Source organism: Acinetobacter sp. YH12140, assembly GCF_013418475.1.
Lineage (GTDB): Bacteria > Pseudomonadota > Gammaproteobacteria > Pseudomonadales > Moraxellaceae > Acinetobacter > Acinetobacter amyesii.
The window spans coordinates 191,738-212,770 of sequence record NZ_VPBZ01000005.1 but is presented as its reverse complement, the minus strand read 5'-3'; the positions used below and the strand labels follow the sequence as shown (position 1 = coordinate 212,770).

The 21,033-nt window shown below is 41.3% G+C and carries 17 protein-coding genes; 7 read left to right on the top strand and 10 right to left on the bottom strand.

Annotation, left to right across the window (positions count from 1 at the left end):
• Positions 1–116: 116 nt before the first annotated feature.
• The 6 genes from benE to catA all read right to left on the bottom strand — a co-directional run bounded on the left by benE (position 117) and on the right by catA (position 6,224).
• Complete coding sequence (gene benE / locus FTU75_RS08000) at positions 117–1,340, bottom strand: benzoate/H(+) symporter BenE (protein ID WP_180115648.1); 1,224 nt, start codon at positions 1,338–1,340, stop codon at positions 117–119.
• A gap of 63 nt (positions 1,341–1,403) precedes the next feature.
• Positions 1,404–2,189, bottom strand: a complete 786-nt coding sequence (gene benD / locus FTU75_RS07995) for a benzoate diol dehydrogenase BenD (RefSeq protein WP_180115647.1) — start codon at positions 2,187–2,189, stop codon at positions 1,404–1,406.
• A 14-nt stretch (positions 2,190–2,203) separates the two neighbouring features.
• The gene (gene benC / locus FTU75_RS07990; protein WP_180115646.1) at positions 2,204–3,220 is read right to left on the bottom strand and encodes a benzoate 1,2-dioxygenase electron transfer component BenC; all 1,017 of its coding nucleotides are present in this window, start codon (positions 3,218–3,220) and stop codon (positions 2,204–2,206) included.
• Between the two features lie 94 nt (positions 3,221–3,314).
• On the bottom strand, positions 3,315–3,824 hold the full coding sequence (gene benB / locus FTU75_RS07985; protein WP_180106479.1) for a benzoate 1,2-dioxygenase small subunit: 510 nt from the start codon (positions 3,822–3,824) through the stop codon (positions 3,315–3,317).
• The gene (gene benA, locus FTU75_RS07980; RefSeq protein ID WP_078190863.1) at positions 3,821–5,218 is read right to left on the bottom strand and encodes a benzoate 1,2-dioxygenase large subunit; all 1,398 of its coding nucleotides are present in this window, start codon (positions 5,216–5,218) and stop codon (positions 3,821–3,823) included. Before benA ends, benB begins: the two co-directional genes overlap by 4 nt.
• Before the next feature lie 85 nt (positions 5,219–5,303).
• Complete coding sequence (gene catA / locus FTU75_RS07975; protein WP_078193335.1) at positions 5,304–6,224, bottom strand: catechol 1,2-dioxygenase; 921 nt, start codon at positions 6,222–6,224, stop codon at positions 5,304–5,306.
• Between the two features lie 281 nt (positions 6,225–6,505).
• On the opposite strand from catA, the gene FTU75_RS07970 reads away from it, so the two are divergent.
• From FTU75_RS07970 to FTU75_RS07955, 4 genes are all read left to right on the top strand, one after another.
• On the top strand, positions 6,506–7,420 hold the full coding sequence (locus FTU75_RS07970) for a LysR family transcriptional regulator (RefSeq protein WP_180107911.1): 915 nt from the start codon (positions 6,506–6,508) through the stop codon (positions 7,418–7,420).
• A 191-nt stretch (positions 7,421–7,611) separates the two neighbouring features.
• Positions 7,612–8,985 (top strand): MFS transporter, encoded by a 1,374-nt coding sequence (locus FTU75_RS07965; protein ID WP_180004495.1) that lies wholly within the window; start codon positions 7,612–7,614, stop codon positions 8,983–8,985.
• A 126-nt stretch (positions 8,986–9,111) separates the two neighbouring features.
• The gene (locus FTU75_RS07960; RefSeq protein ID WP_180115645.1) at positions 9,112–10,425 is read left to right on the top strand and encodes a DcaP family trimeric outer membrane transporter; all 1,314 of its coding nucleotides are present in this window, start codon (positions 9,112–9,114) and stop codon (positions 10,423–10,425) included.
• A gap of 369 nt (positions 10,426–10,794) precedes the next feature.
• Positions 10,795–12,924, top strand: coding sequence for a TonB-dependent receptor domain-containing protein (locus tag FTU75_RS07955; protein ID WP_180115644.1), 2,130 nt, complete (start codon positions 10,795–10,797; stop codon positions 12,922–12,924).
• Between the two features lie 110 nt (positions 12,925–13,034).
• On the opposite strand, the gene FTU75_RS07950 is transcribed toward FTU75_RS07955, so the two are convergent.
• Both FTU75_RS07950 and FTU75_RS07945 read right to left on the bottom strand, forming a co-directional pair.
• Positions 13,035–14,471, bottom strand: a complete 1,437-nt coding sequence (locus tag FTU75_RS07950) for an amidase (RefSeq protein WP_180115643.1) — start codon at positions 14,469–14,471, stop codon at positions 13,035–13,037.
• A gap of 120 nt (positions 14,472–14,591) precedes the next feature.
• On the bottom strand, positions 14,592–16,016 hold the full coding sequence (locus FTU75_RS07945; RefSeq protein ID WP_180115815.1) for a PLP-dependent aminotransferase family protein: 1,425 nt from the start codon (positions 16,014–16,016) through the stop codon (positions 14,592–14,594).
• 197 nt (positions 16,017–16,213) lie between these two features.
• Between FTU75_RS07945 and FTU75_RS07940 the strand changes: the two genes are divergently transcribed.
• Positions 16,214–17,029, top strand: a complete 816-nt coding sequence (locus FTU75_RS07940) for a hypothetical protein (protein ID WP_180115642.1) — start codon at positions 16,214–16,216, stop codon at positions 17,027–17,029.
• Positions 17,030–17,244: 215 nt separating this feature from the next.
• Here FTU75_RS07940 and FTU75_RS07935 read toward each other — a convergent pair whose 3' ends face one another.
• Together FTU75_RS07935 and FTU75_RS07930 are read right to left on the bottom strand one after the other, a co-directional pair.
• A complete protein-coding gene (locus FTU75_RS07935; RefSeq protein ID WP_168379604.1) occupies positions 17,245–17,403 on the bottom strand; it encodes a hypothetical protein in 159 nt (52 codons plus the stop codon).
• A gap of 121 nt (positions 17,404–17,524) precedes the next feature.
• The gene (locus FTU75_RS07930) at positions 17,525–18,406 is read right to left on the bottom strand and encodes a LysR family transcriptional regulator (protein WP_078193328.1); all 882 of its coding nucleotides are present in this window, start codon (positions 18,404–18,406) and stop codon (positions 17,525–17,527) included.
• Positions 18,407–18,569: 163 nt separating this feature from the next.
• On the opposite strand from FTU75_RS07930, the gene FTU75_RS07925 reads away from it, so the two are divergent.
• Positions 18,570–20,087, top strand: a complete 1,518-nt coding sequence (locus tag FTU75_RS07925) for a CoA-acylating methylmalonate-semialdehyde dehydrogenase (RefSeq protein WP_180115641.1) — start codon at positions 18,570–18,572, stop codon at positions 20,085–20,087.
• A 15-nt stretch (positions 20,088–20,102) separates the two neighbouring features.
• Entirely contained in the window at positions 20,103–20,996 is an 894-nt protein-coding gene (gene mmsB / locus FTU75_RS07920) for a 3-hydroxyisobutyrate dehydrogenase (RefSeq protein ID WP_180115640.1), read from the top strand.
• Positions 20,997–21,033 lie beyond the last annotated feature (37 nt).

Here is a 21,033-nt window from a genome sequence, read left to right as displayed (position 1 = left end):
ATCGCTCATCGAGAATTGCCTGAATTAACCGAAGTCTAAATGAAAGCATTTTATTTTTGATTAAACAAAGAAGATGTAATTTTCCATCTTCTTTGTATTAGCAATGCGTTTGGATATTATGAACTTTTAGAATCTTGAGTCGTTGTCATTGGCGCTTGTGTAGTTACACGGTTGGTCAAAATGACATGTGCCGCAACACCGATACAAATCCCCCAAAAAACCGAGCTTAGCCCTAAAAAATGCATACCTGAGGCTGTCGCTAAAAAGGTGATCAGCGCTGCATCACGGTTGGCCTCATTTTTCATCGCAACCGACATATTTGTTCCAATCGCACCTAATAACGCTAGACCTGCAAGTGCAGCGACCAACTCTTTAGGTAATAGGCTAAATAACATGACAATGCTGCCTGCAAATAAGCCGCCTAAAATATAAAAAATACCATTGGCAATACCGGCTATATAGCGTTTTTCTTTAAGTTCATGTGCATCTTTGCCCATACACATGGCTGCGGTGATAGACGCTAAAACAATAGTAATGCCTCCGACACATGCGACAGCGAGCGAGGCAATACTGGTCGCTGTAATAATGGGCTTGGCTGGCGTGTCATATCCACTGAGTTTCATGATCGCCATCCCCGCAAGGAATTGACCACTCAGACTGACTAAGATTAAGGGAATCGCCAAATTTAAAGTTGAGTTCCAAGTCCAAATCGGGGCAATAAACTGCGGTATAGCGAGTTGAAAATTCACATCAACAGGATTAATTTTTCCTAATGAAAAACTCAAAACGACTCCAGTCAGTAAGACCCAAATCATCGCGTAGCGTGGCGATAGTCTTTTAGAAATCAGAAAGACCAATAACATGCCAAAGACAATGATCGGCATACTATCTGTAGCAGTGAACAGTCCAAGCCCAAACTGAAATAAAATACCTGCCATCATTCCCGCAGCGACATCTTGAGGAATCCATTTTAAGAGTTTGTCAAAATAGCCGGTGATGCCAATCAAAAATATAACGATAGCGGATGTGATATAAGCCGCTATGGCTTCATTCAGTGAAATATTCGGAAAGAGGGTGACTAAAAGAGCCGTACCGGGCGCTGACCACGCGGTGATCACCGGGGTTTTATATTTAATAGAGAGATAAATACCCGCCAGCGCAGCACCAATAGAAATCCCCCAAATCCATGAAATCATCATGGCTGGGGAAACTTGAGCTTTTTGTGCGGCTTGGAAAAAAATAATTAGTGGGCCTGAATAGGAGATCAGCACGGCTAAAAATCCTGCAACCGTCGCTGAGATCGACCAATCTTTTTTTAATGTTTTTAACAGGGGTGCCATCGCTTTTGCCTCCATGCGACTATGTCAATGAGCCTGTTGAATTTAACCAATGATTTTTAGAGATTAACCTTGATCTCCACCACCAACAGGGACGACTGTTCCTGTCATATAAGATGAATCATCGGATGCCAAAAATAGGATGGCATTGACTTGTTCCTGAATTGTGCCATAGCGCCCCAAGAATGTACGGTCAATGGTTTGATCGACCACGTCTTGCATCCATTGTTTTTCATGATCTGACAATGGGTTGGCGTTTCTTGGTACTTTCCGTGGTGGTGCTTCTGTGCCACCTGTGGCTACGGCATTGACTCGAATACCATCTTTTGCATGCTCAAAAGCGAGTGCAGCGGTTAAGCCATTGACCCCACCTTTTGACGCTGAATATGGCACACGGTTAATACCACGGGTTGCAATAGAAGATACATTCACAATCGTCCCTTGCTGATTTTTAATCATTTCAGGTAACACGGCTCGGCAGCACCACATAGTTGGAAATAATGAACGATTAACTTCCTTAATGATTTCTTCTTCTGAAAACTCTTGGAAGGGCTTCATCCAAATCGCACCTCCGACGTTATTGATCAAGATATCAATTCGGCCATATTTTTTAATGGCTTGGGTAGCAACTAATTGAGCGCCTGAATATGTTTCAAGATTGGCTTTAACAATAATGGCATCGCCATTATGGGCTTGAATATCGTTCAGCGTATCTTCAACAAAATCTGAAAGATCTGCCAATACCACTTGAGCGCCTTCTCGGGCCACTTGTAGTGCGACTCCACGACCGATACCTTGAGCGGCACCGGTTACAATGACAACTTTATTGCTAAATCTGGCTTGTTCTGACATTAAACTATTCTCCCTTAATTCGCTGAGAATTTTTCAAACAAGAAGTTTGCAGGTTTAACGCCTTCTGTATCTAACCAGCCACGTACAGCTTCAACCATCGGCACAGGACCACAGAGATAAATATCTACATCGCCGTTGTTTAACCAATCTTTTTCAACATGACTGGTCACATAGCCTTTACGTTCATGCTGTGACTCAGGGTGAGCGACCACAGTACGGTATTCGAACCAAGGGAGTTTGCTTTGAAATTCATCGAGCTTGTCTTTTGCCACGATGTCAAAGTCATTGGTTACGCCAAATACAAGACGAACAGGTTGTTCAGAACCTTTTTCTTCAAGCACTTGTAACATGGACATAAACGGCGCAATACCTGTACCACCTGCAAGCATGACCACAGGGCGGACGACATTACGCAGATAAAAACTACCAAAAGGACCTTTGAAGGTCATTTTGTCACCGGCTTTCGCATCGGCACTCAGGAAGGTACTCATTTTTCCTTCAGGGACATTACGAACCACGAAGCCTGTTAAACGATTGCCCGGCTTTGAACTAAACGAATACGAACGAGTTTCTTCAGTCCCCGGAATGCCGACATTGACGTATTGACCTGCCAAGAAGTTAATGTCAGGTTGATCTTCGTCCAGTTGAATATCAAAGGTAATCGTAGAATCCGACATATTTTCAACACGAGACAATGTGCCTTGAAACTCATGAATTTCAGTTTTACATACGTCAGATGATGCACTGATTTGGAAAACAGCATCTGAACTTGGACGACATTGGCAAGCTAAAATATAACCTTGCTCAGCTTCTTCGGGGGTTAAAGCGTCTTCGATATAAGACTCTTCAGGCATGTCGTAAGTACCCGACTCACAAAATGCACGGCATGTCCCGCATGCGCCATCACGGCAATCTAGAGGGATATTGATTTTTTGACGATAGGCTGCGTCGGATAGGGTTTCACCTTGAGCAACACTAATAAAACGAGTAACGCCATCTTCAAATTGAAGTGCAACATTATGGTTTGACATGGCTGAATATCCTTTTGAAAATCTGGTATAACGTGTCCTTTCAGCCAAATATCCTTCTGGCTGAAAGTAAAACCTTGCTTAGTGAAATAAGCTTTTAGAGGTGATAAATATCAATAACTTGGTTGATATAATCGTTTTTCAGAACAACATATTTGCTGAGGATTTTTGGCTGCTCGCCTGAAAAATCAATTTCATAACGTGACATGCCAAAGTAGCTATAGTTGGTTTTGTAGCGGAAACTTAAGGTGTTCCAGTTAAAACGCACCGTCACTTTGTCGCCATCACGTTCAATAATCTCGACGTTATTAATGTTATGGCTGGTTCGAGTATCTGGCATCGTGGCAGATGAACGCTCGGTTTTAATGCGGAAGACACGGTCTTCTAAACCTTGACGGTCTGGATAATAAATCAAAGAAATCTCAGACTGTGGATCTTCCGTTAGGCGGTCGTCGTCATCCCAAGCTGGCATCCAAAATGATGCAGTTGGGGCATAGCACGCTAGCCATTCATCCCACTGTTCATCATCTAAAAAACGCGCTTCACGGTAGAGGAACTGAGATACAGCTTCAATGCTTACGCTGTCTAAATGTGCAGTTGCATTCATGCGACATCTCCTTGTTCATTTGCGACTTGTTCTGCCAATTCTTTTTCTTCAGCAATGGCATGTTTCATGGTTTTTAACCAATATTGATGCTGAGCAAGGTAAAGACCTTCATCTTCGGTTTTGATGCCACTTAATAGCGGTTTTAATCCAATTTCATTGGCTGCATCATCCGGTCCATGAATCCAGTGTTTTGAACCACGGCACATGTCGTTCCATTCCAGTTCAATCCCTGCATAACCTGCTTGGCAGGCACGGAATTCTTCTAAATCGTCAGGTGTTGCCATGCCTGAAGCATTAAAGAAGTCTTCATATTGACGAATACGACGTGTACGTGCTTCTGGCTCTTCACCGACAGGGGCAATACAGTAAATGGTGACTTCAGTTTTATTGACAGAAATCGGGCGTAAAACTCGAATTTGTGAACCGAATTGATCCATCAAATAGACGTTTGGATAAAGACATAGGTTACGTGAACGCTCGATCATCCATTTCGACATCGGTGCGCCGAATTTTTCGGTATATTCATCGGCTTTGCTAAAGTTTGGACGATCTTCTGGGTTTGCCCATTGGGTCCATAACAACATGTGACCACTGTCAAAACCATAAGAACCACCACCTTGTTTGCCCCAAGAACCCGCACTCATGGCACGAATATTATCTGCCGCTTGTGCTTCTTTACGGTGCTGTGTGGTTGCTGCATAGTTCCAATGCACGGCTGAAACGTGATAGCCATCTGCGCCATTTTCAGCTGTCAGTTTCCAGTTACCTTCATAGGTATAGGTAGATGAACCACGTAAAACTTCCAAACCGTTTTCCGACTGACCTTCGATCATGTCGATAATTTTGGTGGTTTCACCTAAGAATTCTTCAAGGCTTGGCACATCAGGATTTAAGCTACCAAATAAAAAGCCTTTATAACTTTCAAAGCGCGCGACTTTTTTCAAGTCATGTGAACCATCTTGGTTAAAGCAATCTGAATAACCCGCTTCAGCAGGGTCTTTAACTTTGAGCAATTTACCTGAGTTATTAAAAGTCCAACCATGGAATGGACAGGTGTAGGTTGCTTTGTTGCCTTTTTTATAACGACATAACTGTGCGCCACGGTGTGAGCAGGCATTGATCATGGCATTCAGTTCACCATTACGGTTACGTGCAATGATAATGGGCTGGCGACCGATATGAGTCGTGTAATAATCATTGTTATTTGGAATTTGGCTTTCATGTGCCAAATATACCCAGTTACCTTCAAAAATGTATTTCATTTCAAGATCAAACAACGCTTGATCGGTAAATACTGAGCGGTGCAGTTTAAATTCACCAGTGTCAAAATTATCGACAAGAAGTTCATCAATACGATCTAGATGGCTGGTGTTAATTACAGGAATACGTGGCATGTCCATTCTCCGACTGTCCAATGAGGGGATAGTCGCCGAGTTGTCAAACTTGGATGAGACAGCTCGGCTTCCTTTGAGTGAGTAATTAAGCGCTAGCGCGTCGACGATCAACTTCAGTATTTGGTGCTGCAGCTTGTTCTTTAACTAACTCAACATTAAAGCTAATGTGTTTAAACGGCTGGTTTAGACCACGACGCGCAATTTCAGCTTCGTCTGTGATATCAACAGCAGTTGCTACCAGACCATCACGAGTTGCAAAGGCAAAGTCGTCCCAAAGGTATTTATCACCTTCGATGTTGAATTGAGTGGTTAGCTTGCGGTAACCTGGTGCAGAGATAAAATAATGTACATGCGATGGACGGTTACCATGACGGCCTAATTTGTCTAAAACAAATTGAGTTGTACCTTCTGGAGGGCAGCCATAACCAACGGGCATCGTAGTTTGTGCAACATATTTACCGTCTTGGTCAGAAAGAATCGTACGGCGAAGGTTAAAGTCAGATTGAGACTTATCAAAGAAAGAATAGTTACCTAGGCTGTTGGCATGCCAAATTTCAACTTTAGCGCCTTCAATGATGTTGCCTTCGGTATCTGTTACTGTACCTTCAATAAACAGTGTTGGAATTTTATCGGTTTCCGTACCATCATCCATACGAGCAAAGCCCACTGATTCAGGTGCGCCAGCCACATATAAAGGGCCTTCAATGGTACGTGGTGTACCACCTGTAATACCTGCTTTCGCATCAGCTTCATCCGCACGTAAATCAAGATAGTGCTCTAAACCTAAACCTGCGGCTAAAAGACCCAATTCGTTTGCTTGACCCGCGTCTGTAAAATACTCTAGACCTTTCCATAGTTCAGTTTGAGTAATATCCAGATCTTCAATCGCTTGGAATAAATCACCCAATAAACGTACCACAACTTGCTGTACACGTTGGTCAACAGGCCCTGTCGCTGTATCTACGTTCATTTGTTTAACCAGAACATCAATCTCTTGACGGTTCATACTATATCTCCTTAAGTATGCATTTAAGTTTGGGTGGCTATCACTCGATAAAAGAGGTCTTTGGCTGCCACGTTCCTTGTTTGGTTGTCTAACAATACTTTTTAAGTTGTTTCGTGTAGCGGCTGAAGCTTCTTTCAGGTAATGCGCTGCACGATGTTTTTGATCTGTTGGATGGGATTAAATTTGCTTAATCCTGTCTATGTGATATACCTTAAAAGAATAAAATCTTCACGTCGAAGATCAAATTTGCATTTTATTATACTTAATAGGTATCGATAATCATGGAACTAAGACACTTAAGATACTTTGTCGCGGTGGTTGAAGAGCAGAGTTTTACCAAAGCGGCAGAAAAACTATATATAGCTCAACCACCTTTGAGTCGGCAGATTCAAAATTTGGAACATGAGCTTGGAATTCAGTTATTTGAACGCGGTAGCCGTCCGCTTAAGACTACAGAAGCAGGCCAATTTTTTTATCATCATGCTTTAAAACTTTTGTCTAATGCAGAAGAAATTAAATCAATGACGAAACGAATCGGTTTGACAGAACGGACCGTGACAATCGGTTTTGTGAGCTCTTTATTGTTTGGTTTACTTTCGAATATTTTGTATTTATTTAAACAACAACATCCACATTTAAAAATAGAAATGGAGGAAATGGCCACCACAGAACAAATCAAAGCATTAAAGGAAGGTCGTATAGATGTCGGCTTTGGGCGTTTGCGTATTTCAGACCCCGCGATCAAACGGGTTTTACTGCGTGAAGAACGCTTAGTGGTAGCCTTACATGCTAGTCATCCATTGGCACAAAAAAAGGAAGGGGTATATCTCGCAGATCTGATCGATCAACAATTGATTTTTTACCCAAATCACAACAAACCAAACTTTTCGACCCAAGTGCGTGGCATATTTTCAGAGTATGGTTTGGAACCTAAAAAAGTACGTGAAGTACGTGAATTACAACTGGCACTAGGCTTTGTTGCAGCGAATGAAGGAGTTTGTATCACCCCAATGAGTGCCCAAAGTGTGCAATTAACACATTTAACCTTTGTTCCGATCTTAGATGAAGCCGCGATTAGTCCTATATTTATGGCTGTACGTAATATGGATGAAAGCGAAGATATTCGTGGTTTATTTGATAGTGTTTATCAAGTGTATGATTTAGAAGCGATTCCATATGATCGTGCTGTGTTTTGAGTATGCTGTCGCTAGACGTTCAGATGAACTGCACATATGAAATGATCTATTTAAATAAAACGGAATCAAGGGATTAATTTGTATTCAACTTTTTAGGTATACAAACATGCCTAATCGGTTTTGGACATTAAGCACCGACTTATTCATTGTGAAAAGCGAATTTTACAAGCTTCACAATTAGGAGGTGGGCTATGCAAAACCAGAAAATTAATATTAATACCTTGGTTGATGAAGCCAAATTTACGCCATTTCATTGGGGTGTTTTGATTTGGTGTCTTTTGATTATTATTTTTGACGGTTATGACTTGGTGATCTATGGCGTTGCCTTACCTTTGTTGATGCAAGAGTGGTCATTATCTGCGGTACAAGCCGGCTTACTGGCAAGTACGGCTTTATTTGGCATGATGTTTGGTGCCATGTGTTTTGGCACACTGTCCGATAAAATTGGTCGTAAAAAAACCATTATGATCTGCGTCGGTATTTTTAGTGGTTTTACCTTTTGCGGCGCTTTTGCAAGTACTCCCGTTGAGTTTGGTATTTTACGCTTTCTTGCCGGTCTAGGCATCGGTGGCGTTATGCCGAACGTTGTCGCATTAATGACAGAATACGCGCCAAAACGTATACGCAGTACCTTAGTTGCACTAATGTTTAGTGGTTATGCCATAGGTGGTATGGCTTCAGCGTTATTGGGTGCTTGGTTAGTGCCTGTATATGGCTGGAAAATCATGTTTTATATTGCAATTATTCCATGTCTTGCATTGCCTTTAATTTGGAAATTCCTCCCTGAGTCATTGATGTATTTAACCTCAAAGCATCAAACAGATACGACTCGAACAATTGTCTCTAAAATTGCTCCTGAACAAGTCCTCACAACGGATACGCAATTTGTACTCAATGAAGTTTCTGAAGAAGACAAAGCTCCGTTAAAAGCATTATTTCAACAAGGCCGTAGTTTCAGTACGTTCATGTTCTGGATTGCATTTTTCATGTGCTTATTGATGGTTTATGCACTTGGAAGCTGGTTACCAAAATTGATGATTCAAGCTGGCTATTCGCTTGGTGCAAGTATGATCTTCCTCTTTGCACTGAATATTGGTGGAATGGTAGGTGCTATTGGTGGTGGTGCTTTGGCAGACCGATTCCATATCAAAAAAGTACTGAGCATCATGTTCATGTGTGGCGCATTGGCTTTAATCTTACTAGGCTTTAACAGTCCGCAAATGGTTCTGTATACCTTAATTGCTGTAGCAGGTGCAGCTACGATCGGTTCGCAAATCCTACTTTATACCTTTGTCGCACAATACTACCCAACCACGGTACGTTCTACAGGTATGGGCTGGGCATCGGGCATTGGACGAATTGGTGCAATCGTTGGGCCAGTACTTACTGGTGCGCTGTTAACCATGAATTTGCCGCATCAAATGAACTTCTTGGTGATTGCCATTCCGGGTGTCATAGCTGCATTGGCGATCTTTATGGTGAATTTGCAAGCGTCTGTAGAAGCGTCTACTCAAGGTCAATCGCCAAAGCTCAATACGCAAGCCATCAAAAATCCAGCAAATTAAGCTGTCATTTACAGATTTAACATTACCCCAAAATTTTAAGTTTCCAGGCCCTGATGCACAGCATGAGGGCTAGTGGGAAATTGTGACAAAAAATAAGGAAAGGGCATAGCCCAAATCGAGGTCAGGATGAAAACTCAAAAGCTAAATTTATTCAAAAAAACCTTTAAAATTAAACCGATGATACTAGCTTTTGCAGCTGCGTTCCCCATGTGGACACATGCGGCAGTCAGCGAAGCTGAAGTTGAACAGTTGCGTGATGAAGTCAAAGCGTTAAAAGCCATGATGCAGCAATATGTTCAACAGCAAAACACCTTGTCGAGTGAAATCAAAGACGTAAAACAACGACCTGCAGTTGCTGCACAGACTCAAAAACCGACTCAAACACCGAGCCTGAGTTTAAATACCAAATCGGGCGCTGAGTTTAGCTTGTATGGCAATGTGCGTGCAGATGCATCTTATCAGGCTGAAGGCGGCAGCTTATCTCGCTTATATAACCAAATGAATAGTGTTCCGCTAGAAGGGAATGCTGAAAGTTCAGATCGTTTAAAAGCAACACTTGCTGCCACACGTTTAGGACTAGACTTTAAAACACCGACTCAAGTGGGAGATGTAGGCGGTAAAATTGAAGTCGACTTTTTGGGTGCAAATGATGGACTACGTATTCGTCATGCCTATTTAACCTATGGCAATTGGTTGGTGGGGCAAACATGGTCTAACTTTGCTGTACCAGATTATATGCCTGAAACCATTGATGCATTGGGCTATGTTGGTGGTGCTGTTAAACGTACACCGCAAGTTCGCTATAGTCACAAATTTAGTCCTGAGACAAATCTAGTACTTGCCGCAGAAGATTCTAAGGATGATAGTTCAAATATGCGTTTGCCAGCATTAACAGCGCGTTTAAACCATAAAATGACAGATACACTCATGTTGAGTGCACGTGCGATGGGTGCTGAAAAGAAAACGGATACAGATACAGAAACTGCATGGGGGCTTGGTCTGGGCGCAAAACTGGATTTGACGGATAAAACCGTGCTCAAAGCGGATTATTACCATGTCAAAGGCGACAGTAGTTTTGTGTCATGGACGAACCAAGGCTTTGTCACCAATGCGGATAAAGACATCATCGCCACCAATGAATTTGATTCGATTACAGTAGGTTTAACTCAACAAATTTCAGCACAATGGCGCGGAACATTGGGCTATGGTTATATGAAAGCAGATAATAATGCTGATTATGTCAACTCATTAGTCGATAAAACCAAGGCCAATAAAAACTTGTGGCAAGCATGGGCAAATGTATTTTACAGCCCTGTTAAGCCCATCAGTTTAGGTCTGGAATATGTCTATGGTGAACGTGAAGCTTTTGGTGCTGCGCCAAATGGCAGTACCAAGGGTGAAGATAACCGAATCAATGCGGTCGCGATGTACAACTTCTAATGCCGTTACAGAGAATTGTTTAATTTAAATTGGCTTAGAAATTTCAATATCAACTTAACGGGAGCGTGATTGGAAGTATGTTCAGGATTTGACATCTAATTTTCCGAAAATCTTTCAATATGTGCTCTCAATTCATACACGCCCTTGATCTTCTCTGATTGAGGGCTTTTATCTTATTTAGAAACTTTTATTTTTTGACTAAAAAATATAATTATCTGTTTTATTTCATTTAACAAATCATTTGAATATAAAAATACGAAGAAGGATATTGATAAAAATCATGAATTTTGAAATATTTTGATACATACATGACGATGAAACACACTACAATCCTTGCCGTTAATTTCGTTTCACTTAGAAGACGCAATCATGGATGTCGCTCAATTTTCCAAATATAACAACACGTCACTTAAGCTTTTAAGCCTGATGATGCTTACTGCAATGGCACAGTATAGTGTTGCAGATAGCAATGTATTACCTGAAATCACCATCAACGTTGAACAAAGTTCAATGGATGATCAAATAAAAAAAGCACTGACTAAAGTAAATGGTGCAACCAATGCGATCGTTGCAGCAGACATTCAAGATGTACCCAAGCGAACAAATGCTGATTTATTTAAAAATCAACCGGGGATATACGCGGCATCTTCAGGAAATGAAGGGGTGAAACTGTCGATACGTGGCTCGGGGATCAATCGTGCACCGGGGGCGCATGCTTCAGGGTTGTATGTAACCTTAGATGATTTGCCATTTACAGGGCCAGGAGGAACACCTTATGAACTGCTTGAGCCGCTGTGGGTAGACCATATAGAGGTTTTACGTGGGGCTAATGGTTTAACACGTGGCGCATTAAGCTTGGGTGGTCTAATTAACTATGCCAGCCCAACTGGAAAAAATGCAGCAAAACTGTCAGTGCATCATGAAATGGGCAGCCACGGTTATCAAAAAAGTAAAATCAGCTCAGGACAACAAATCGGTGACTTAGACTATTATCTTTCCTTAACGCAAAGTGAAGATGATGGTTTTCAAGATCATGCCTCAAGCCAGAGCAAAGGTATATCGGCCAATGTGGGATATCAAATAAACTCTATCCTAGATACACGTTTTTATCTGCGTTACCGAGAAACTGAACACCAAACACCGGGACGTCTAACCCAACAACAGATTGAACAAGATCCAAAACAAGCAGTACCCCTAAATATCTCGCTAAATAGCAATCGCCCGCAGCCGGGAAGTCTTTGGTTGGCGAATAAAACCAATATGACTTTGGACTCAGGCGATCACTTACAGTTGGGTCTGGCTTATCATCATTATCCGATGAATTTGCAAGAAGGACTTTATAGTACTGATGTTGACTATGACGATATCAGTACCTTATTTAACTACCAATTTGACCGAACGCTATGGGGGCATGAAAGCCAAAATACTTTAGGTTTTCGTAGTACCACGCATTTGCCAGATGGTCAGGTCGTTGAACGCTTGCGTGTAGCGCAAGGCGCCTATGCTGCGGGTACAGAAACGCGGCATTATACCTACCAAGGTGGTGACTATGTTTTACATTATGCCAATGCCTTGGCACTACACCCACAGTTTTGGCTCGATAGTCGAGTTGCATTGGCGTACACCCATCGTGAAAGTGAAGTGACATGGCCTGTGCAAAGTCATAAAGAAAATATTCGTGAATGGAATGTCCTGCCATCGCTAGGTTTTCGATATCAAATCCAACCTGAAACACAGCTCTTTGCCAATGTCAGTCGAAGCTTAGAAGCACCACATCCTTGGGCTTTAATTTGGGGTTCGGATCAAAAGTTCCCCGACGAAAGTGGCGCAGCGACGGGACGCCAAAATGCTCCGATTCATTTGAATAGTCAGACAGCGAATACTCTTGAACTAGGTGGGCGTGGTCAACATGCACTGGGTGAGTGGAATATTGCATATTACTATTCACAGGTTAAAAATGAACTGTTGGCTGTTGAAATCCAATCAGAGCCTAAAAAGATTATTGCTGAATCGAATGCTTCAGACACCATCCATCAGGGGCTTGAAATCGGTTTAAACAGTTCACTTTGGCAAAATGATACATATGGACAGGTTCAACTGAAACAAGCCTATACCTTGAATGATTTTCACTATAAAAATGATGCAGTTTTTGGAAAAAATGAGCTTGCAGGGATACCAAAACACATCTATCAGGCTGAACTGAAATACGAACATCCTTTAGGCTTCTATGCCGCAGTCAATACACTTTATGCCGCAAAGGTCGCAACAGACTATGCCAATAGTTTCTACGCAAAAGATTGGCAAATTTGGGGAGCATCGTTCGGCTATATACAACCGCAAAAACAGTATATGGCGTGGTTGGATTTTAGAAATATGGGCAATAAAAAATATGCATCTACCGTTACACCGGGCTATAACGATGCCGGCAAAGATCCTGCTCGTTTAACACCGGGTGAAGGTCGGGCGGTATATGCAGGACTAACGTATCATTTTAATTAAGCATCTTGTATTCCAATACAGCGAATAATTGAAAAGCCTTATGCTGCGGATTTGAAAATAAAAAAGGGAGCCAATCAGCTCCCTTTTTTTTTAAATCTTTGATTGAGTTGTTAAGCAGTACGAGGCATATCTTGAATACGTCGCCATGGCTGAGCTTCTTCAATTTCATACGCCAGTTCAATCAGGTTTTTTTCATCACCGACATCGGCTGATATTTGCATACTGATCGGTAGTCCGTCGTTTTGCGTTTCTCCCATAGGAATCGACATACCCGGTGCACCCACCACATTTTGGATAGGGGTAAAAGTCACATAGTTCTGAATACGTTCAAATAATTGGTCAAACGGTAATTGAGGTGACAAATAGCCGATTTTAGGTGTGGTATGTGCAAGTACAGGTGATAGCAACACATCGTAATGCTTAAAGATTTCACGATATTGTTGCTGCATTTTCTTTAATCGATACAGAAATAACGGGGTTTTATAAAAGTTCTTTTTATACAACTTCGATAAACCAACGGTTAAGTGATCTAACTCTTTTGGATTAAAGTCAGCGCCAAAGATTTTCTTGCCAAAGGTACTCAGTAAAAAGGACAACATCCCCCAATATTCACTGAAATCTTCAACAAAGCTTAAGGAAAAAGGTAACTGAAGTTCTTCAACATGATGGCCTAATTTTTCTAAGAGTGCTGCGCTATGCATTAACGTTGCAGTTGTTTCGCTATCTATTTGCCCTGTAATCGATTGCGGGACTAAGCCGATGCGTAGTCGACGTTTAGAAGGGCCATGAATCATGCCTATTCGTGGCAGTTTTTTATTGTAATAACTTGACTCCATTCCTGCATAGAAATGCGCAGTATCTCGTATGCTACGGGTTAGGACACCTTCACTGATGATATTAATCGGAAGAGAGCCTGCTGCTTCACTGTCATAAGTACGGCCACGGCTAGGCTTTAATCCAATCAAACCGCAGCATGCAGCAGGGATACGAATCGAACCTCCGCCATCATTGGCATGAGCAATCGGCACTACACCGGCTGCAACGAGAGCTGCGGAACCGCCTGAAGATGCACCGCAGGAATAACTTAAATGCCAAGGGTTATAGGTGGCTGAGCCATCTTTATATTCGGTACTGGCATTTAGACCAAATTCAGGGAGCTTGGATTTTCCTAATACGACAAACCCTTGATCTAAGATTTGTTGGCTAATTTGAGGATTACGATCGGCTGGTTTTAAACCTATGGCCTTTGAACCATGGCGTGAGGGCAATCCTTGATAATCTAGATTATCTTTAAAGAAAAAAGGGACGCCCGCAAATAGACCATGTTCAACATATTGATTTTTCTCTAAAGCACGTTGAAAACAGTCCAGTTCAATGGCATTTAGATGCGGATTGACTTGTTCCGCACGTGCAATGGCCGCTTGTGTAATTTCCTGTACAGAGGCTTCTTTAGATTTGATGAGCTGTACAATCCCCACAGCATCTAGATCTGTGAGTACATCCGAACTAAAAGCATGTATGCGTTGACTGTGTTTTTGATCTTCCATGAACGAACCTATTTGTTTTTTGAATTTTGGTAAATATTGAATGAATTCATTGTTATCTCAACAACAAATATATGTATTTGAACAATATCTGTTTGAGCATAATAATGACAATAAAAATTGTCAAATATTCGTCTGATCTGAGGAAAGTGCAGAGATTGTACTAAGGAGGGCATCTAAAGCCTGTTGAATCTCATCCTTCCATGCAAAGGAACAATTTAAACGGATATATTGAGTTTTGGCTTCCGCAACATTAAATAAACGGCCTGGAGCAACGCCAATCTGTTGTTGAATTAGGGCTTCATAGACTGCCATACTTTCAACATTTTCCGGTAGTTTTAACCAAAGAAAATAACCACTTGGATGATATTGTAATTTGCATCCAGTCGGTAGGCGGCTTTCTAAATAACGGTAAAACTGTAATTTATGCTGTTGTAGACTTTTTCTTAAGACCCTTAAATGTTTTTCATAATGATAATTTGAAATAAATTCCACCAAGGCATTTTGCAATAAGGTATTGACGGAAATAGTACTCATGAGTTGTAAGTGTTGAATCGCTTGAGAGTATTTACCGGCGTGCACCCAACCGACCCGAAATGCAGCACCTAACGTTTTAGAAAAAGATGAGCAATGTAAGACCATATTATTTTGGTCAAAGTATTTCATTGAAACGGGTTTCTTGGATGCATAATGCATTTCCTCATACACATCGTCCTCAATTAAATGCACATGATATTGGTGTAATAACACGGCAATTTTTTTCTTGATTTCATCGCTGACTGTAAAGCCCACAGGATTATGCGAATTCAGCATCAACCAACAGATCTTGACGGGATAAGTTTTTAGAATATATTCAAACGCGGTTAAATCAAAACCGTCTTGTGGATGTTCCGGTAAGGTCACCACTTTAAGGCCTAAGCGCTCTGCAGCTTGCAAGGCGCCATAGAAAATATTTTGCTGTAACACGATATAGTCACCCGGTGAGGCTATGGCCTGTAAGGAAAGATTCAGTGCATCCATACAGCCTGAGGTAATCACAATATCCTCTGGATCAGTGGCTATGCCTTGCATGCAATAACGCTGTGCAATCAACTTACGAAGGGCTAAATTACCGGGTGGAAGATTATCAATGGCATCGTAACTTTTGGGATTTCGGGAAATTTGCCCCATGATTTGGGTTAACTTTTTAGAAAAAACAATGTCTTGCGCTGGAAAAGCTGATCCCAAGGGAATGATTTTTTCATCTTGTATTGATTTTAAATACTTAAAGACCAGAGAGTTAATTTCAATGGGGGTATTTAAGGACACGATTTGAGCGTGTTCAGCTTCTATTTCGAGTAAGCCTTGCGCCACATAGTAGCCAGATTTCTCACGTGCATAGATTAAGCCACGCGATTCCAACTCCTGATAAGCATTCATGACCGTGATTAAACTAAAGCCAGACAACTGCACTTGTTCACGTAAAGACGGAAGTTTTTCGTGCGCTTTTAAAGTGCCATTTTCAATCAGTTGACGTAGGTGCTGTGCGAGCTGTTCCGATTTATACATAGTCATCAACTAGACAAGATTCTGTTATAAATATATCAGTAAAAGTAACCCTGTATTATATTTTTATAACAGATGGGTCGGTACTGTTATATGTTTTTTCAAATTCACTGTATCTAGTTTTAAGCTTGAATTTTTTATAAGGTTCATTGACCACAACACTTGTGGCGTCAAATGGTAGGGAAGTTAGGGAGTTGAGTATGTTTAAAGCCAGTGAATTAGAACTGTTACAACATTTACTGGTGGATGAACGATTGACAGATTCAACGCTGCATCTGTTGCAACAACAGCATACAAATTTAGAAGCAGTACTTTTGCGCAGTCGAATTTTGCGACAAGTACAGCAAGTGGGCTATGTCAGTATTTGTCAGGAGCATATGAATGCCAAGGCTGAAAATGCAGCTTTCTTATTTGCACCATTTATCTTAGCGAATTTGAATCAGAAGGTGATGTACGCTACACCGCAAAGCCCTGAAAATGTTGCGATATTGAATCGTTATTATCATGCTGAGGCTAAACTTAGCGCATTTAAAGTTGATGATGTTTTATCGGGACTCAATGTCTACATTGAGCTACATAATGAACAACTATCGCCATCAGAATACTTCTATTTTAGTTTGATCAATAGCTTATGTAATCCGAAAGTTTCCAAAATTATTTGTATTACACATCTACATATCGACTTAGAAAAATTAAATCAGCTTGCTGGATTTTTAGATGTTGAAATCCATGTCTTGGCGGATAAAGCTGAATCGATTGACTTTGATCTAAGTAAAATCAATATGTTAAAGCTACTATTTAAAGACAAAGATCCGCAATATATCGATTTATGCCAAAAGTTTTCGTTTATTAATGCGCAAATTTTACAACGATTAGGTTTATATGAATTTGACCGTGCGCAAGTCTTGGTAGAGGACATGTTTTATTCAGAGCATATCTTTGAAAAAATGTCGGTCTATGGTGAATACATTCAAACGCATCTTCAGCATCAAGTGAAAAAGCATAGTCCTGCATAAGTGATTCAGATGAGTAAGTAATTTTATAACTATGATTTGATCACTTTAAAAATGCAAAAAGCTTGTAAATGTAAACTTACAAGCTTTTTTTTAAATTTAAAACCAAATTATTTGGCCTAATGATCCGATTAATACTTTATGAACTGATCATGAGCAAACATGAAATGTAAGATATACATGCAATAGCGAGTTGCAATAAGTGAATAGATTATCGCTTAAGGTAGATAAGAATTATCTGCACCAACGACAAACGCTACACCAATACAGAATAAAAGCACATAGATTGAGAACCAAATAATGGCACGTTTAAAGGCCTTATCTGAAATTTCACTGTCTGCATATTTTTGCGGTTTTTTAGGCTCTTGATTGCTCATAAGATGTACTCTAAATCCCTAGTGGTTATAGGTGATTATTGGGGTATAACGTCTTAAAGCATAGATACAACATTCATCTAAATTTCTATAACAGTTATAGTTTGGAAGGTAGCTTCATTTCTTAATCCATTAATAAACTATGATATTGGTCAGTTCTTTTTCTCAAAAAGTCCCAAACCAGCTTAATGCGCGGCTCATGCTGTAAATCGACTAAGGTCAGCATCCAAAAGGTATGCACAAAACGAACATCTTGCGCCAAGACTTGTTCTAATTCGGGTTTTTCCTCGGCCAAAAATTTGGGCAATATTGCCAATCCTGCACCCGCACTCACGGCAATTTGTTGTGCCAAAATACTACTACTTCTAAAGTTAGCATTGAGCTGAATAGGTAAGCGCTCTAAACAATACAATTCGGGGCTATAGACTAGATCATCTATATAGTTCACAAAAGTGTGTGATTTTAAATCTTCTAATGTATGAATGGGTTGCGTGTTTTTTAGGTATTCCTTACTGCCATAAATTTTTAAACAATAGTCTGCCAATCGAGTAATGATATAGGGGCCTGATTTTGGTCGATCGATGGAAATAACAATATCTGCTTCACGATGTGAAAGCTTGATCATTTTCGGCACAGGAATAAGGTCGATAGTCAGCAAGGGGTATTTTTTGGACAATTCTGCCAAGAGCTGTGTCAAAAATGCTGTTCCAAACCCTTCGGGTGTGCCAATTCGCACACGACCTTGCATAGGTTGGTTAGGTTTTTCGATTTGTAAAAAAGCCTGTTCCATTTGTTCAACGCGAGGAACCAGTGCCAAACCTTCTAAAGTGAGCTCATAACCTGTGGCTTCACGTTTAAATAATGGTGTGCCTAAAGCCAGTTCTAGCGCATGTATACGTCTAGAAACTGTACTGTGCTCAACACCGATAATACGGGCGGTATTGGTTAGGGTTTTCGCACGAGCCAAAACCAAAAAATACTGTAAATGATCCCAGTCTACTTTCATTGTTATTGTCATCCCTGTGCATATTTGCACATCAATCGTGCGTGAATCTCTATTGGTAGTCAAAATTTTCTTTGCTAGTTTGAAGTGAATTGGAAAATATAAATATAAGGCTTTTGGATATTTTCTAAGTCAGTACAAAACAATAAATGCCTATGGAGAGGTCATGAACACAATGTCAAATATTCAGTCAGCGACGGCTAAATTATTAATTAACGGTAAATTTGTAGAGTCAAACACTACAGAGTGGCAAGACATTCTAAATCCTGCAACTCAAGAGGTTTTGGGCCGTGTTCCAATGGCGACTATGGAAGAAGTGGATGCAGCGATTGCTTCAGCGCAAGAGGCGTTTAAAACTTGGCGCTTAACACCCGTACAAGCACGTATGCGCATTATGTTGAAGCTACAAGATCTGATCCGTAGCAATATGAAAGACATTGCCCGCGTACTGACTGCTGAGCAAGGAAAGACACTTGCAGATGCTGAAGGTGATATTCAACGTGGTTTAGAAGTCGTTGAGCATGCGTGTTCGGTTGGCACACTTCAAATGGGCGAATATATAGAAGGTGTTGCACGTGGTGTGGATACCTATACCTTGCAGCAACCTTTGGGTGTATGTGCAGGAATTACGCCATTTAACTTTCCTGCGATGATTCCACTGTGGATGTTCCCAATGGCCATCGTCTGTGGAAATACCTTTGTTTTAAAGCCATCTGAACAAGATCCATTATCGACCATGATGCTTGTCGAACTTGCGATTGAAGCCGGTATTCCAGCAGGTGTATTAAACGTAGTGCATGGTGGTAAAGACGTTGTTGATCGTTTATGCATACATCAAGCTATTAAGGCCATTTCATTTGTAGGCTCTACAGCCGTTGGTACACATGTATATAACCTTGCAGGACAGCATGGAAAACGTGTGCAGTCGATGATGGGGGCCAAAAACCATGTGGTGGTAATGCCGGATGCCAATAAAGAACAAACTTTAAATGCCCTCGTTGGTGCAGCATTCGGTGCGGCAGGTCAGCGTTGTATGGCTTTGTCGGTTGCTGTCATGGTTGGTGAAAGTAAAGAATGGGTCAATGAACTGGTTGAAAAAGCCAAAACGCTGAAGGTCAATGCAGGGCATGAGCCGAATACCGATATTGGCCCAGTTATTTCACCTCGCGCAAAAGCACGTGTACTGGATTTAATTCAAAGCGGTGTAGAACAAGGCGCAGAACTGTTGCTGGATGGTCGTGATGTTCAAGTCATTGGCTATGAGCAAGGAAACTTTGTCGGAGCAACGATTTTTAATCAAGTTTCAACCGATATGCGCATCTATACCGAAGAGATCTTTGGACCCGTATTAGCCATTATTCATGTCGATACTCTGGAGCAGGCGATTGAATTGATTAATGCCAATCCATTTGGCAACGGTGTTGGACTATTTACACAAAGCGGTGCAGTCGCTCGTACATTCCAAAGCGATATCGATATTGGTCAAGTGGGTATCAACATTCCAATTCCTGTACCTGTACCTTTCTTTAGCTTTACAGGATCGCGTGGTTCAAAACTGGGTGACTTAGGTCCATATGGTAAGCAAGCAGTTCAGTTCTATACACAAACCAAAACCATCACCAGTCGTTGGTTCGAAGATACACAAGAAAAAGGTGAAGTGAATACCACCATTAACCTACGTTAATTTAGGAGTTCAAGGATGAATATTGCCTTTATCGGTTTAGGAAACATGGGCGGAAAAATGGCTCAAAACCTACTCAAAGCAGGTTTTACGGTTTACGGTTTCGACTTAAGCGAAATTGCGATTCAGCATTTTACTGAAGCAGGTGGCATCGTTTGCCAAAGCCCACAAGATGCCGCGAAACAAGCAGATGTCGTGATTAGCATGTTGCCTGCTGCCAAGCATGTCAAAGAGGTGTACTTGGGAGAAAATGGTGTATTGGCGGTAATGAAAGCAGGAAGCTTATGTATCGATAGCAGTACCATTGATCCGCAAACCATTAAGGATATAGCCGAGGCGGGTGCTGCACATCAGATAAAAATCTGTGATGCACCTGTTTCAGGCGGCACTATTGGTGCTCAGGCAGGTACATTAACCTTTATGGTCGGTTCGGATGATCAAACCTTTGAAAAAACCAAAGCGGTATTGGGCCACATGGGTAAAAACATTGTGCATTGTGGTGATGTGGGTGCAGGTCAAATTGCGAAAATTTGCAATAACTTGATTCTTGGTATTTCCATGGCAGCCGTTGCTGAAGGTATGGCGCTCGGTGCGCGTCTAGGGATTGATCCTCAAGCCTTAGCGGGTGTGGTGAATAGTTCGAGTGGACGTTGCTGGAGTTCGGATGTATGTAATCCATGGCCGGGTATCTCATCAAATGCACCTGCGGGACGTGGTTATACCGATGGTTTTGCAACTCAGTTGATGTTGAAAGATTTAGGGCTGGCTGTAGAAGCCGCAGGACAAGTCAAACAGCCAATTATTTTAGGCGGATTGGTTCAGCAAATGTATCAACAGCTGTGTTTACAAGGTAATGCACACTTAGATTTTTCCAGCATTGTGCAACAATACTTACCTAAGGACGCTGAATAATCGCTTTGAACACCAATCTAGCCTAGGGATGGCTAAC

What these genes read in the sequence shown, in the direction of transcription:
- FTU75_RS07965 (WP_180004495.1), top strand. Translation starts at nt 7,612, where the DNA reads ATGCAAAACCAGAAAATTAATATTAATACCTTGGTTGATGAAGCCAAA.
- benE (WP_180115648.1), bottom strand. Translation starts at nt 1,340, where the DNA reads ATGGCACCCCTGTTAAAAACATTAAAAAAAGATTGGTCGATCTCAGCG.
- benB (WP_180106479.1), bottom strand. Translation starts at nt 3,824, where the DNA reads ATGAATGCAACTGCACATTTAGACAGCGTAAGCATTGAAGCTGTATCT.
- FTU75_RS07925 (WP_180115641.1), top strand. Translation starts at nt 18,570, where the DNA reads ATGAACACAATGTCAAATATTCAGTCAGCGACGGCTAAATTATTAATT.
- FTU75_RS07940 (WP_180115642.1), top strand. Translation starts at nt 16,214, where the DNA reads ATGTTTAAAGCCAGTGAATTAGAACTGTTACAACATTTACTGGTGGAT.
- benA (WP_078190863.1), bottom strand. Translation starts at nt 5,218, where the DNA reads ATGCCACGTATTCCTGTAATTAACACCAGCCATCTAGATCGTATTGAT.
- FTU75_RS07950 (WP_180115643.1), bottom strand. Translation starts at nt 14,471, where the DNA reads ATGGAAGATCAAAAACACAGTCAACGCATACATGCTTTTAGTTCGGAT.
- FTU75_RS07945 (WP_180115815.1), bottom strand. Translation starts at nt 16,016, where the DNA reads ATGTATAAATCGGAACAGCTCGCACAGCACCTACGTCAACTGATTGAA.
- catA (WP_078193335.1), bottom strand. Translation starts at nt 6,224, where the DNA reads ATGAACCGTCAAGAGATTGATGTTCTGGTTAAACAAATGAACGTAGAT.
- benC (WP_180115646.1), bottom strand. Translation starts at nt 3,220, where the DNA reads ATGTCAAACCATAATGTTGCACTTCAATTTGAAGATGGCGTTACTCGT.
- mmsB (WP_180115640.1), top strand. Translation starts at nt 20,103, where the DNA reads ATGAATATTGCCTTTATCGGTTTAGGAAACATGGGCGGAAAAATGGCT.
- FTU75_RS07960 (WP_180115645.1), top strand. Translation starts at nt 9,112, where the DNA reads ATGAAAACTCAAAAGCTAAATTTATTCAAAAAAACCTTTAAAATTAAA.
- FTU75_RS07955 (WP_180115644.1), top strand. Translation starts at nt 10,795, where the DNA reads ATGGATGTCGCTCAATTTTCCAAATATAACAACACGTCACTTAAGCTT.
- benD (WP_180115647.1), bottom strand. Translation starts at nt 2,189, where the DNA reads ATGTCAGAACAAGCCAGATTTAGCAATAAAGTTGTCATTGTAACCGGT.
- FTU75_RS07935 (WP_168379604.1), bottom strand. Translation starts at nt 17,403, where the DNA reads ATGAGCAATCAAGAGCCTAAAAAACCGCAAAAATATGCAGACAGTGAA.
- FTU75_RS07970 (WP_180107911.1), top strand. Translation starts at nt 6,506, where the DNA reads ATGGAACTAAGACACTTAAGATACTTTGTCGCGGTGGTTGAAGAGCAG.
- FTU75_RS07930 (WP_078193328.1), bottom strand. Translation starts at nt 18,406, where the DNA reads ATGAAAGTAGACTGGGATCATTTACAGTATTTTTTGGTTTTGGCTCGT.